The following is a 12,920-nucleotide window of genomic DNA, read 5'->3' as shown; positions in this document are numbered from 1 at the left end:
TCAGCAGCAGCGGGCCGACTGGTGGTGCTCGCGCCGGTCGGCCCGGTGCCGCTCGAAGTCGCGGCGCGACATCGGGGTGCGGCCCTCGGCGGCGCAGTGCGCGAGGTAGTCGTCCCACCGGGCCTCGCCGGTGAACTCGCGCAGGTACCAGCGCACCCCCGCCAGGGCCCGGCGCAGCGGGCCGGGGGCCTGCTGCACGGTCATCGCGGGTCACCGCTCAGGTGCCGGGAGTCCTGGCGCCGGGACTCCTCCCACTCGCGCACCGCCGCCTTCTCCTCGGGGGTGGCGAAGAAGTCGCTGGGGGCGACGAGGTGCGACGGCGTGTAGGGCACCTCGGTGGTCGGCAGGCCGCCGGCCCGCGCGGCCCGCACGCAGACCAGGGCGGCGTTGGCGACCACCACGATCACCAGCACCGCGAAGGTCGCCTGGAGCACGCCGTTGAGGGTGGAGTTGAACACCACCTGGTCCATCTGCGCCGCGTCGGCGGCCGGGGCGAGCACCTCCCCGGCGTCGCGGGCCTCGCGGTAGCGGTCGGCCTGGGCGAAGTAGCCGATCGCGGGGTTGTCGGAGAAGACCTTCTGCCAGCTCGCGGTCATGGTCACCACCAGGTCCCAGGCCAGCGGGAGGCCGGGCACCCAGGCCCAGCGCAGCTTGCCGTGCTTGACGAGCAGGGTCACGCAGAGGGTGAGCGCGATCGCGGCCAGCAGCTGGTTGGCGATGCCGAACAGCGGGAAGAGCTGGTTGATGCCGCCGAGCGGGTCGGTCACGCCGATGTAGAGCATCGAGCCCCACGCGGCGACGACCACGGCACTGGCGCCCCAGGCGGCGGGCTTCCAGGAGGTGTCGCCGAAGCGCTTCCACACGTTGCCGATCGTGTCCTGGAGCATGAACCGGCCGACCCTGGTGCCGGCGTCGACGGCGGTGAGGATGAACAGCGCCTCGAACATGATCGCGAAGTGGTACCAGAACGCCGCCAGCCCGCCGCCGAAGGCGTCCTCGAAGATCTGCGAGATGCCGAACGCCAGCGTCGGGGCCCCGCCGGTGCGCGAGACCAGCGTCTGTTCCTCCACCGCGGCCGCGGCGGCCTGGAGCTCGTCGGGCGTGATGGTGAAGCCGAGGCCGGTGACGTACTCCGCGGCCGAGGCGAAGTCGCCGCCGGTGGCGCCGGCGGGGCTGTTCATCGCGTAGTACATGCCCTGGTCGATGACGACGGCGGCGATCAGCGCGCTGATGGCCACGAAGGACTCCATCAGCATCCCGCCGTAGCCGATCATCCGGACCTGGCTCTCCTTGGCGATCATCTTCGGCGTGGTGCCGGAGGCGATCAGCGCGTGGAAGCCCGAGAGCGCACCGCAGGCGATGGTGATGAACACGAACGGGAACAGCTCACCGGCGAAGACCGGGCCGTCGCCGTCGCGGGCGAAGCTGGTCACGGCGTCGGCCTGGAGGACCGGGCGGGCCAGGACGAAGCCGACGGCGAGCAGCGCGATCACGCCGACCTTCATGAACGTCGAGAGGTAGTCGCGCGGGGTCAGCAGCGTCCACACCGGCAGCACCGAGGCGATGAAGCCGTAGACGACCAGGCACAGCGTCAGGGTCTCGGGGGAGAGGGTGAGCGCGTCGCCGAGGGCGGTGCCGTCGACGTAGCCGCCGCCGATGATCGCGACCAGCAGCAGGACCACGCCGATCGCGGTCACCTCGAGCACCCGCCCGGGGCGCAGGAAGCGCAGGTAGACGCCCATGAACAGGGCGATGGGGATGGTCAGGCCGATGGAGAAGACGCCCCACGGCGACTCGGCGAGCGCGTTGACCACGACCAGCGCGAGGACCGCCAGGATGATGATCATGATGGCGAAGACCGCGATCAGGGCGGCGGTGCCGCCGACGACCCCGATCTCCTCGCGCACCATCTGGCCCAGGCTCTTGCCGTCGCGGCGCATGGAGAAGAACAAGACGATCATGTCCTGCACGGCGCCCGCCAGGATCACGCCGACGACGATCCAGATGGTGCCCGGCAGGTAGCCCATCTGGGCGGCCAGCACCGGGCCGACGAGTGGCCCCGCGCCGGCGATCGCGGCGAAGTGGTGGCCGAAGAGGACCCGGCGGTCGGTGACCTCGAAGTCGACGCCGTCCTCGAGGCGCTCGGCCGGCGTGGCCCGGGTGTCGTCGACCTCCAGCACGCGGTTCGCGATGAAGCGGGAGTAGAAGCGGTAGGCGATGGCGTACGACGCGAGCGCGGCGAACAGGATCCACAGCGCCGACACCTCCTCGCCGCGCGACAGCGCGAGCACCGTCCAGCAGGCGGCGCCGAAGACGGCGACCAGGACCCACAGCACGATGGAGAGCGGGCTGGGCCGGCCCCGGGGCGCGGGGGTGCGCGGCCGGTCGGCGTGCGGGGTGGGGGCGGTGGTCTCCATGGGTCCTCCAAGGGCCGAGCTCGGCGACGTGGGGCCCACAGTGTGGGGTGCGTCACCCTGCCGCGGCCAGTACCCACCGCCGTTCGAGGGGTCCGCCGGTCGCGCCGGGGCGGCGGATCGGCGTGGGCCCGTTAGGATTTCCCCCGATCACCCACCCACAGGACCGAGGACTCCCTTTCGTGTTCGCCACTCTTTCCGACCGCCTCGCCGACACCTTCAAGAACCTCCGGGGGAAGGGCCGGCTCTCCGAGGCCGACATCGACGCCACCGCGCGCGAGATCCGCATCGCGCTGCTGGAGGCCGACGTCGCCCTCCCGGTCGTCAAGGAGTTCGTCGGCGCGATCAAGGACCGGGCCCGCGGCGAGGAGGTCAGCCAGGCGCTGAACCCCGCCCAGCAGATCGTCAAGATCGTCAACGAGGAGCTCGTCGAGATCCTCGGCGGCGAGACCCGACGCCTGCGCTTCGCCAAGACCGGCCCGACCGTCATCATGCTCGCCGGCCTCCAGGGTGCCGGCAAGACGACGCTGGCCGCCAAGCTCGCGCTGTGGCTCAAGGAGCAGGGCCGCACGCCGATGCTGGCCGCCTGCGACCTCCAGCGGCCCAACGCGGTCAACCAGCTCCAGGTCAACGGCGAGCGCGTGGGCGTGCCGGTCTTCGCCCCGCAGCCGGGCAACGGCGTCGGCGACCCGGTCGCCGTCGCCCGCGAGGCCCTCGACGAGGCCAAGCGCAAGCTGCACGACGTACTCATCATCGACACCGCCGGCCGCCTCGGCGTCGACGCCGAGCTGATGCAGCAGGCCGCCGACATCCGCGACGCGGTCCAGCCCGACGAGGTCCTCTTCGTCGTCGACGCGATGATCGGCCAGGACGCCGTCACCACGGCGCAGGCCTTCCTCGACGGCGTCGGCTACGACGGCGTCGTGCTCACCAAGCTCGACGGTGACGCCCGCGGTGGTGCGGCGCTCTCGATCCGCTCGATCACCGGCAAGCCGGTCATGTTCGCCTCCAACGGCGAGAAGATGACCGACTTCGACCTCTTCCACCCCGACCGCATGGCCTCGCGCATCCTCGACATGGGCGACGTCATGACCCTGATCGAGCAGGCCGAGAAGACCTTCGACGCCGAGCAGGCGATGAAGGCGGCCGAGAAGCTCTCGGGCAAGGGCGACTTCACCCTCGACGACTTCCTGCAGCAGATGCAGCAGGTGCGCAAGCTCGGCTCGATGTCGAAGATCATGGGGATGCTCCCGGGGATGGGGCAGTTCCGCGACCAGCTCGAGAACTTCGACGAGCGCGAGATCGACCGGATCCAGGCGATCATCCAGTCGATGACCCCCGCCGAGCGGGCCAACCCGAAGATGATCGACGGCTCGCGCCGCGCGCGCATCGCGAAGGGCTCCGGGCGCCAGGTCTCCGACGTCAACAACCTCGTCGACCGCTTCTTCGAGGCGCGCAAGATGATGATGCAGATGGCGCGCGGCGGCGGCATCCCGGGGATGCCCGGCATGCCGGGGATCCCGGGCATGCCCGGCCCGGGCAAGAAGGGCAAGCAGGCCAAGCAGGCGAAGAAGGGCAAGAAGCGCGTCTCGGGCAACCCCGCCAAGGCGGCGCAGGAGAAGGCCGCCCAGGCCGAGCGCCCCGCCGCCGGGGCGAACCCGTTCGGCAAGCCCGCCGGTGAGGACCTGGACTACGAGCAGGCCGCGGCCGCGCTCAACCTGCCCAAGGACTTCTCCAAGTTCCTCAAGTGAGCCGTTCCCTGGTGGGTCTGCGGTGAGCACGGTCCTGGTCGTCGACGGCGCGAACGTCGTCGGCGCCAACCCGGACGGCTGGTGGAAGGACCGCGCCGGTGCCGCGCGGCGCCTGCACGAGCGGCTGCTGGTCGGCGACACGGCGTACGACGAGGTCGTGCTGGTGCTCGAGGGCCAGGCCAAGGGCGGCGTGCGCGCCGGCCGGGACGCCCACGTGCGCACCGTGCACGCCCCGCGCGACGGCGACGCGACGATCCTCGCCGAGGCCCGCGGCGCCGCCGAGCGCGGCCGCCGGGTCACCGTGGTCACCGCCGACCGCGCCCTCGGCGCCAACGTCTCCGGCGTCGCCCAGGTCCTCAGCCCCTCCTGGCTGCTCGACCAGATCTGACGCCGAGTCGGCTCGTGTGGTTGCGCGAGTCGGCCCCACTGTCACCGACTCGGCGCGCCACAAGCCCCGACTCGGCGCGCCACAAGCCCCGACTCGGTGATCAGGGGTGGTGGGCGAGGCGGGCGTTGGCGAGGGCGACGGCGCCGAGGGCCTCGGCACGGTCGCCCAGCTCGCCGGCGACGACCCGGACCGCGCTGGCGGCCCCGGGCTGGGCGAAGCGGTCGATGGCCTCGCGGGTCCCGGCAACCGTCGAGGCGGTCGCCCCCAGCACCCCGCCGAGCACGACGGCGCCCGGGTTGAGCACGTTGCACAGGTCCGCGACCACCCGCCCCACGGCCCGCCCGGCGTCCGCGAGCACCCGCGCCACCCCGGGGTCGCCGAGCGCGTCGAGCTCGCGCACCCGCGCGGCGCTCAGCCGCTCGTCGTACGCCGGCTGGAGCTGCTCGAGCAGCCGGGGCGCGGAGACCCGGGTCTCCAGGCAGCCGCGGTTGCCGCAGCGGCACAGCGCACCGTCCTCGTCGACCTGGACGTGCCCGATCTCCCCGGCGATGCCGCTGGCCCCGCGCTGCAGGCGTCCGCCGAGCACCACCCCGGCGCCCAGCCCGCTGGCGACGGTGACGTAGACGAGGTCGCCGGTGCCGCGCCCGGCGCCGTGGTGGAGCTCGGCCAGCGCGCCGAGGTTGGCGTCGTTGTCGGCCCGCACCGGCACCGCGAGCCGCTCGCGCAGCTCCGCGGCCGGTGCCAGCCCGCGCCAGCCGCGCAGGACCCCGGAGCCGATCCGCCCGGTTGTGGCGTCGACCGGGGCCGGCACGCACAGGCCCGCGGCCAGCAGCGGTCCCGCGTCGCGCTCCTGCTCGGCCAGCCGGCGCACCATCGCGGCGGCCAGGTCGAGCGAGCCGGACCCGCTCGGGTCGACGTCGACCTCGGCGTGGCCCTCGGCGAGCAGGGAGCCGCCGCGATCGGCGAGCAGCACGCGCACGTGCCGGTGCCCGATGTCGACCCCCGCGACGGTGCCCGGCGGCGTCGCGATCTCCAACAGCACCGGCGGGCGCCCGCTCCCGCCCTTGTGCGGCACCCCGCGGTCGCTCGACACCGCTGCCTCCCCGCTGCGCAGCAGCTCGGCGACGACCACCGACACCGTGGAGCGGGCCAGTCCCGTGCGCCGGCCGATGTCGGCGCGGCTCAGCGGCCCCTCCGCGGCGAGGAGCGCGAGCACGGCACGCCGGGTGGCCGCCCGCAGGCGGTCCCCGGGAGCGGGACGGGCCATCTCGGCAGGGTAGGCCGATTGGTGCGCGGCGTGAACTAACAAGTCGGGCGAGAGCGCAGGTTCTGCATTGACCCCGATCGAATGGCGGCCGGAAGGTGAGGCACGTGCCAGGGCGCGTCGACGGGGCGAGACCCGCGCTCCGTCGTTCTTGATCGGGCAAGGAGGCCCCTCATGACGCTGCACACCACCCCGGTCCCGCCGCCGCGGACCGCAGCACGACGCCGGCGACGAGGCCCGCTCGCCGCGGCCGTCCTGTCCCTGGCACTGACCGGGACCCTCGCCGCCACGTCGCCGACGTCGGCCGCGCAGTCCGCGGACGAGGCCACCGGTCAGCGAGCCGGTACGACGAGCGCCGGCCAGGGCGCCGGGCGCGCGGCGTACCGCAACCCGTCGCTGCCCACCCGCGTGCGGGTCGCCGACCTGCTCTCCCGGATGACCATCGAGGAGAAGGTCGGCCAGATGGCGCAGGCCGAGCGCGCCGACGTGGCTGCGGACCCGAGCCTGATCACCACCTACGGGCTCGGCAGCGTGCTGTCCGGCGGCGGCTCGGTCCCGGCCGACAACACCCCCGCGGGCTGGGCCGACATGGTCGACGAGTTCCAGCAGGCCGCGCTCGACACCCGGCTCGGCATCCCGCTGCTGTACGGCGTGGACGCCGTCCACGGGCACGGCAACCTGCTGGGCGCGACGGTCTTCCCGCACAACATCGGCCTCGGCGCCACCCGCGACCCCCGCCTGGTGGAGCGCATCAGCCACGTCACCGCGGAGGAGACCCGGGCCAGCGGGCCGCAGTGGAACTTCGCCCCCTGCCTCTGCATCGTGCGCGACGACCGGTGGGGCCGCACCTACGAGTCGTTCGGCGAGGACCCGAGGCTGGCCGCCGTGCTCGGCGGCGCCGCGATCGACGGGCTCCAGGGCCGGCGTCACCGCGACCTGCGCCGCCCCGACCGGGTGCTGGCCACCGCCAAGCACTTCGCCGGCGACGGCCTGACCACCTTCGGCACCGGCGAGGGCGACTACACCGTCGACCAGGGCATCGCCGAGGTCTCCCGCGAGGAGTTCGACCGGCTGGCGCTCTCGCCCTACGTGCCCGCCGTGCGCCGCCACGACGTCGGCTCGGTCATGCCGTCCTTCTCCAGCGTCGACTGGACCGAGGACGGGCTGGGCAACCCGCTGAAGATGCACGCCCACGAGGAGCTGCTCACCGGCGTGCTCAAGGGCGACCTCGGCTTCGACGGCTTCGTGATCTCCGACTGGCGCGGCATCCACCAGATCCCCGGCGACTACCCGACCCAGGTCGCCACCTCGGTCAACGCCGGGGTCGACATGTTCATGGAGCCCGCCACCGGCACCGAGACGGCGTGGCGCGACTTCGTCCCCACCCTGCTCGACCTGGTCGCCGACGGCACCGTGTCGACCGCGCGCATCGACGACGCCGTGGGCCGCATCCTGACCGCGAAGTTCGACCTCGGCCTCTTCGAGCGCCCGTTCACCGACCGGCGCAACCTCGACCAGATCGGCAGCGAGCGGCACCGGGCCCTGGCCCGCGAGGCGGTCGCGAAGTCGCAGGTCCTGCTCCGCAACCGCCACCGCACCCTCCCGCTGCCGGCCACCGGCCGCGGCGCCCACCGCAGCACCCGGGGCGGCGCGGTCTACGTCGCGGGCAGCAACGCCGACAACATCGGCAACCAGGCCGGCGGCTGGACGCTGACCTGGCAGGGCGGGTCCACCAACGTGATCCCCGGCGAGACGATCCTCGACGGGATCCGGGACACCGCCCGCGGACCGGTCACCTTCAGCGAGACCGCGTCCACCCCGGTCCCGCGGGGCGCCCACGGCGTCGTGGTGGTCGGGGAGACGCCGTACGCCGAGGGGTTCGGCGACGTCGGCGGCCCGCAGTGGGGCTTCGACCCCGGCGACAACGGGGTGCTGCGCCCGCCGCAGACGATGCAGCTCAACGACGCCGACCAGGCGGCCGTGGAGACGGTGTGCGCCGAGGCGCGCAGCTGCACGGTCGTGGTCGTCTCCGGGCGTCCGATGGTGATCGAGCCGGAGCTGCTCGGCGAGATCGACGCCCTGGTCGCCTCCTGGCTGCCGGGCAGCGAGGGCGCCGGCGTCGCGGACGTGCTGTTCGGGCGGCGCCCGTTCACCGGCCGACTCTCGGTCAGCTGGCCGCGCTCCGTGGACCAGGAGCCGATCAACGCCGGTGACGGCCAGGACCCGCTCTACGGCTACGGCTGGGGGCTGCGCACCGGTCGCCACGGTGGCCACCACGGTGGACATCACGGGGGCCACCACGGGGGCCACCACGGGGGACACCGCTGAGCATCACTGAACAGAGCCGAACACGGCTGAGCACCACCCGTCGTGGCCCGGGCGCGCGATAACGTCCGGGCCATGACGGCACTCAGGTTCAGCGGACCGGTCCTGCCCGACGGCGACACGCGTGACGTCTACGTCGTCGACGGGCGCATCACCTTCGAGCGCCAGCCCGGCGCCGAGACGGCCGCGCGCGGCTGGATCGTCCCCGGCCTCGTCGACGCCCACAACCACCTCGGCCTCGAGGACACCGGCGCGGTCAGCGACGAGGAGACCGAGCGCCAGGCGCTCGCCGACCGGGCCGTGGGCGCACTGCTGCTGCGCGACTGCGGCTCGCCGGCCGACACCCGCTGGGTGCACGAGCGCGAGGACCTGCCGCGCCTGGTGCGCGCCGGGCGCCACATCGCCCGCACCCGCCGCTACCTGCGCGACTACGGCCACGAGGTCGAGCCCGACGACCTCGTCGCCTGCACGGCCCGCGAGGCACGGGCCGGGGACGGCTGGGTCAAGCTGGTCGGCGACTGGATCGACCGCGAGGCCGGCGACCTCAAGCCGTCCTTTCCCGCCGACGCCTTCGCCGCCGCGATCGCCGAGGCCCACGCGCACGGCGCGAAGGTCACCGCCCACTGCTTCGGCCGCGAGGTCCTCCCGGCGCTGCTCGACGCCGGCATCGACTGCATCGAGCACGGCACCGGCCTCGGGCTCGACCAGGTGGAGCAGATGGCCGCGCGCGGGGTGGCGCTGGTGCCGACGGTCATGCAGACCGCGAAGTTCCCCGACTTCGCCCGCGACGGCCGCGCCAGGTTCCCGGCGTACGCCGCGACGATGGAGGACCTCCACGCCCGCCGCCGCGAGGTGCTGATGAGCGCCCACGAGGCCGGCGTGGCGATGTACGTCGGCAGCGACGGCGGCGGCCCGGCGCGCCACGGGCACCTGCCCGGCGAGGTGCTGGCGATGGTCGAGATGGGCCTGCCCGCCGACTACGTCCTGGGCGCGGCGTCGTGGCGGGCCCGGGAGTGGCTGGGCTGGAACAGCGGGATCGAGGAGGGCGCGCCCGCCGACTTCGTCGTGTACGACGCGGACCCGCTGGCCGACCTGTCCGTGCTCTACCGGCCCGCGTGCGTGGTGCTGCGGGGCCGGGTGGTCGAGACCGCCTGAGCCCCGGGGGCTCCCCGCGGACTCAGACGCGCGCCCGCGGGGGACGGGTCGCCCACAGCACACCGGTCAGCACCAGCACGACCAGGCCCGCGCCGCCGAGCAGCAGCGGCACCAGCACGGTGAGCAGCAGCCCGCCGACGAAGCCGCCCACGCTCGGGGCCGGGCCGATGAGCAGCGTGCCGGTCGCGCCCGGGCAGGTGATCGACACCGTCCCCGAGCCGGGGTCGAAGCGCAGGACGCCGACCCACGAGCCGGAGGAGTCGGAGCGCCGCAGGTCCCCGGTGACCGCGCCGGTGCGCACCGGCTCGCCGGTCGCCACGTCGAGCACCTGGCAGCGCACCGAGGTCCCCTCCGGCACCCACAGCATCCGCTCGCCGTCGGTCGGGACCGTGACCTCCTGGGTCCCGGTCGCGTCGACCCGGGCGTCGGTCGACAGGAAGCCGCTGAGGGTGGACACGAACAGCACCACGCCGGCGACCACCCCCGCGACCAGGAGCGCGCCGCCGGCCACGAACCACCAGCCGCTGGGGCGGGGCGGGCGCGCGGGCACGGGGGCGGCGGCGTACGGCGGGCCGGCAGGAGGCAGCATGGCGGACATCCTGCCGAGTTCTCGCCGCGATCCCGCGGATGTCGAGGCCGAGCACGGCCGCCCTCCGGTCCGATTTCGGTGGTGCGGTGGTGTCTGGCATCATGTTCTGCTGAGTCCTGTGCGCCCGGGACCCTCTCACCCCGGGCGATGCAGTGCCATCGGCGGCCAAGGCCCGGTCCCCACCTGGAGACGAGGCCGTCACCCATTCACGATTCCAAGGAGACACCACAAACGTGGCCGTCAAGATCCGTCTGAAGCGCCTCGGCAAGATCCGGGTTCCGCAGTACCGCATCGTCGTCGTCGACTCCCGCAAGAAGCGCGACGGTCGAGTGATCGAGGAGATCGGCAAGTACCACCCCAAGGAGGAGCCGTCGTTCATCGACGTCGTCTCCGACCGGGCGCAGTACTGGCTGGGTGTCGGCGCGCAGCCGACCGAGGCCGTCGAGGCCATCCTCAAGATCACCGGCGACTGGCAGAAGCACAAGGGCCTGCCGGGCACCGAGGGCACCCTCAAGGTGGCCGAGCCCAAGCGCGACAAGCTCGAGATCTTCAACGAGGCCCTCAAGGAGGCGCACGGCGCCGCGGCGGCCGAGGCCGTCACCAAGAAGGCCAAGAAGGACGAGCCCAAGAAGGACGAGCCCAAGAAGGACGAGCCCAAGGCTGAGGCGAAGACCGAGGACGCTCCGGCGGCCGAGGTCAAGGCTGGTCAGAGCCCTGAGGACGCCACCGTCGAGGCGGAGACCGCCGAGACCAAGGGCGAGGCCTGAGCACCATGCTCGCCGACGCTCTCGAGCACCTCGTGCGCGGGGTCGTCGAGCACCCTGACGACGTCTCCGTCCGCGACAAGCAGCTTCGTCGCGGATCGATCCTCGAGGTCCGGGTCCACCCCGACGACCTCGGCAAGGTGATCGGCCGGGGCGGGCGCACCGCCTCGGCGTTCCGGACCGTCATCGCGGCGCTCGCCGGCAAGGGTGGCGCCCGGATCGACTTCGTCGACGTCGACCGCCGCCGCTGAGCGGAGGCCGACGGAGCACCGACACGGGTGCCGCGCCGCGAGGCGCGGCACCCGTGCTGCATTTCCGGCCGATCCCCGGCCACCCCGTGACGTCTGGAGGAGAGAACGCGTTGGAGACTATCGAGCTCGTGGTCGGCCGCATCGGCAAGCCGCACGGCATCCGCGGTGAGGTCACCGTCGACGTCCGCACCGACGAGCCGGAGCGCCGCTTCGCCCCCGGGACCGTGCTGCGCGCGGCCCCGCCGAAGGGCTCCGACACCCGGGCCCGCCAGATGCGGGTCGAGCGGTTCCGCTGGCACCAGCAGGTGCTGCTGGTGACCTTCGCCGAGCTCGACGACCGCAACGCCGCCGAGGCCGCCCGCGGCCTGGTGCTGCACGCCGACGTGCCCCTCGACGCGACGCCCGAGGACCCCGACGAGTTCTACGACCACCAGCTCGTCGGCCTCGCCGTCTGCGACCTCGACGGCACCCACCTCGGCGAGGTGACCGGCCTGACCCACGGCGCCCAGGACCTGCTGATGGTGCGCACCCCCGACGGGCGCGACGCCCTGGTGCCCTTCGTCAAGGCGCTGGTGCCCGAGGTCGACCTCGCCGCACGCCGCGTCGTGGTCGCCGACCGGCCCGGGCTCGTGACGCCGCTGCCCGACGACGAGCCCGACGAGCGGCCCGACGGGTCCCGCGACGGGCGGGGCTGAGCCGCCGTGCGGCTGGACTACCTCACGATCTTCCCCGACTACCTCGCCCCGTTGCAGCTCTCGCTGCCGGGCAAGGCGGTCGCCTCGGGCCTGCTCGAGATCCACGTGCACGACCTGCGCACCTGGGCGCACGACCGGCACCGCACCGTCGACGACACGCCGTACGGCGGGGGCGCGGGCATGGTGATGAAGCCCGAGCCGTGGGGCGAGGCCTTCGACGAGCTCGACCTGGACGGCGCGACCCTGGTGGTGACCACGCCCTCGGGCGAGCCGTTCACCCAGGCGACCGCACGCGAGCTGTCCACCCGCGAGCGGCTGGTCTTCGCGTGCGGGCGCTACGAGGGCATCGACCAGCGCGTCCTCGACCACGCCCGCACCCGCACCGAGGTCCGCGAGATCTCGATCGGCGACTACGTGCTCAACGGCGGCGAGGTCGCCGCGCTGGCGATCACCGAGGCCGTCGTGCGCCTGCTGCCCGGGTTCATGGGCAACGCCGCCTCCCTGGTGGAGGAGTCCCACGAGGACGGGCTGCTGGAGTACCCCGTCTACACCAAGCCGGCCGCGTGGCGCGGGCACGAGGTGCCCCCGGTGCTGCTCTCGGGCGACCACGGCCGGATCGCCACCTGGCGCCACGAGCAGGCGGTACGCCGTACCGCCGAGCGGCGCCCGGACCTGCTGCACGCCAGCGCCGCGGCGGGGGAGTGGGACATCGTCGCGGCGTCCCCGGGCGACGCCGCCGAGATCCTCGTCCTCCAGCGCGCCTGCTGGGTGCAGGAGGCGCTGGTCAACGACTCCCTGGCGATCCCGCCGCTGCACGAGTCGCTCGACGACGTGCGCGCGGACCTCGCCCGTTGGGACACCTACGTCGTGCGCTCCGGCGGCCGGCTGGTCGGCGGCGTGCGCGGCCGGCTCGAGAGCACGCAGTGGGACATCGGGCGGCTGATGGTCGCCCCGGACCTGCAGGGGCGCGGCCTCGGGCGGCTCCTGCTCGAGCACGTCCAGGCCGTCGCGCACCCCGACGCCACGTCGTACGTCCTGTTCACCGGGGTGCACAGCGCGGAGAACCAGCGGATGTACCGCAAGGCGGGGTTCCGGGTCCGCGACGACCTCGAGGCGCCGCCGGGCGCCGTGGTGATGACCAAGCCGGTCCGCAGGCGGATTTCCGGGCGCTGAGCGGGCTGTGGCAGACTGACTCGTCGGCCAGTCGGTCGAAGGGCAGCCCCGAGGAACGCACGGGGGGCCCGCGCGGGGATCCTGCCACAGGGGGACCAGCGCCACCGACCACCGTACCGCCTCGCGCGGTGCACTGAGCCGCGACCCGATC

The 12,920-nt window shown here is 73.7% G+C and carries 12 protein-coding genes; 8 read left to right on the top strand and 4 right to left on the bottom strand.

Translation table 11 applies throughout. The features are described 5' to 3' along the window. Both HOQ23_RS02100 and HOQ23_RS02095 read right to left on the bottom strand, forming a co-directional pair. Positions 1 to 204, bottom strand: coding sequence for a YbdD/YjiX family protein (locus tag HOQ23_RS02100; RefSeq protein ID WP_172211372.1), 204 nt, complete (start codon positions 202 to 204; stop codon positions 1 to 3). Beyond that, a complete protein-coding gene (locus tag HOQ23_RS02095; protein ID WP_172211370.1) occupies positions 201 to 2,417 on the bottom strand; it encodes a carbon starvation CstA family protein in 2,217 nt (738 codons plus the stop codon). Before HOQ23_RS02095 ends, HOQ23_RS02100 begins: the two co-directional genes overlap by 4 nt. Positions 2,418 to 2,596: 179 nt before the next feature. Between HOQ23_RS02095 and ffh the strand changes: the two genes are divergently transcribed. After that, positions 2,597 to 4,165: a signal recognition particle protein gene (gene ffh / locus HOQ23_RS02090; RefSeq protein ID WP_172211368.1), complete on the top strand. Its 1,569-nt coding sequence runs from the start codon at positions 2,597 to 2,599 to the stop codon at positions 4,163 to 4,165. A 22-nt stretch (positions 4,166 to 4,187) separates the two neighbouring features. Beyond that, positions 4,188 to 4,553 carry a hypothetical protein gene (locus tag HOQ23_RS02085; RefSeq protein ID WP_172211366.1) on the top strand — a complete coding sequence of 122 codons (366 nt, stop codon included), beginning with the start codon at positions 4,188 to 4,190 and terminating at the stop codon, positions 4,551 to 4,553. Between the two features lie 100 nt (positions 4,554 to 4,653). Here the strand turns inward: HOQ23_RS02085 and HOQ23_RS02080 are convergent, their stop codons facing one another. Next, entirely contained in the window at positions 4,654 to 5,820 is a 1,167-nt protein-coding gene (locus tag HOQ23_RS02080; RefSeq protein WP_172211364.1) for an ROK family protein, read from the bottom strand. Positions 5,821 to 5,991: 171 nt separating this feature from the next. Between HOQ23_RS02080 and HOQ23_RS02075 the strand changes: the two genes are divergently transcribed. After that, positions 5,992 to 8,145: a glycoside hydrolase family 3 protein gene (locus tag HOQ23_RS02075; RefSeq protein ID WP_172211362.1), complete on the top strand. Its 2,154-nt coding sequence runs from the start codon at positions 5,992 to 5,994 to the stop codon at positions 8,143 to 8,145. Between the two features lie 72 nt (positions 8,146 to 8,217). After that, a complete protein-coding gene (locus HOQ23_RS02070) occupies positions 8,218 to 9,297 on the top strand; it encodes an amidohydrolase family protein (protein WP_172211360.1) in 1,080 nt (359 codons plus the stop codon). Positions 9,298 to 9,319: 22 nt separating this feature from the next. Here the strand turns inward: HOQ23_RS02070 and HOQ23_RS02065 are convergent, their stop codons facing one another. Next, entirely contained in the window at positions 9,320 to 9,886 is a 567-nt protein-coding gene (locus HOQ23_RS02065) for a hypothetical protein (protein WP_172211358.1), read from the bottom strand. A 233-nt stretch (positions 9,887 to 10,119) separates the two neighbouring features. On the opposite strand from HOQ23_RS02065, the gene rpsP reads away from it, so the two are divergent. From rpsP to trmD, 4 genes are all read left to right on the top strand, one after another. Next, positions 10,120 to 10,653: a 30S ribosomal protein S16 gene (gene rpsP / locus HOQ23_RS02060; protein ID WP_172211356.1), complete on the top strand. Its 534-nt coding sequence runs from the start codon at positions 10,120 to 10,122 to the stop codon at positions 10,651 to 10,653. Positions 10,654 to 10,658: 5 nt separating this feature from the next. Further along, positions 10,659 to 10,901 (top strand): RNA-binding protein, encoded by a 243-nt coding sequence (locus HOQ23_RS02055; protein ID WP_172211354.1) that lies wholly within the window; start codon positions 10,659 to 10,661, stop codon positions 10,899 to 10,901. 110 nt (positions 10,902 to 11,011) lie between these two features. Next, positions 11,012 to 11,596 carry a ribosome maturation factor RimM gene (gene rimM, locus HOQ23_RS02050; protein WP_216653445.1) on the top strand — a complete coding sequence of 195 codons (585 nt, stop codon included), beginning with the start codon at positions 11,012 to 11,014 and terminating at the stop codon, positions 11,594 to 11,596. Positions 11,597 to 11,602: 6 nt separating this feature from the next. Beyond that, positions 11,603 to 12,769, top strand: a complete 1,167-nt coding sequence (gene trmD / locus HOQ23_RS02045) for a tRNA (guanosine(37)-N1)-methyltransferase TrmD (RefSeq protein WP_172211352.1) — start codon at positions 11,603 to 11,605, stop codon at positions 12,767 to 12,769. Positions 12,770 to 12,920: the final 151 nt, after the last annotated feature.

Source organism: Nocardioides sp. zg-DK7169, from assembly GCF_013155365.1.
Taxonomy (GTDB): domain Bacteria; phylum Actinomycetota; class Actinomycetes; order Propionibacteriales; family Nocardioidaceae; genus Nocardioides.
Note: the sequence above shows the minus strand (reverse complement) of the source record. Positions and strands in the feature narration are given on the sequence as shown.

Coding starts and splice junctions, on each gene's coding strand:
- HOQ23_RS02100 (WP_172211372.1), bottom strand. CDS start 204: ATGACCGTGCAGCAGGCCCCCGGCCCGCTGCGCCGGGCCCTGGCGGGG.
- HOQ23_RS02095 (WP_172211370.1), bottom strand. CDS start 2,417: ATGGAGACCACCGCCCCCACCCCGCACGCCGACCGGCCGCGCACCCCC.
- HOQ23_RS02080 (WP_172211364.1), bottom strand. CDS start 5,820: ATGGCCCGTCCCGCTCCCGGGGACCGCCTGCGGGCGGCCACCCGGCGT.
- HOQ23_RS02075 (WP_172211362.1), top strand. CDS start 5,992: ATGACGCTGCACACCACCCCGGTCCCGCCGCCGCGGACCGCAGCACGA.
- HOQ23_RS02070 (WP_172211360.1), top strand. CDS start 8,218: ATGACGGCACTCAGGTTCAGCGGACCGGTCCTGCCCGACGGCGACACG.
- HOQ23_RS02065 (WP_172211358.1), bottom strand. CDS start 9,886: ATGCTGCCTCCTGCCGGCCCGCCGTACGCCGCCGCCCCCGTGCCCGCG.
- HOQ23_RS02055 (WP_172211354.1), top strand. CDS start 10,659: ATGCTCGCCGACGCTCTCGAGCACCTCGTGCGCGGGGTCGTCGAGCAC.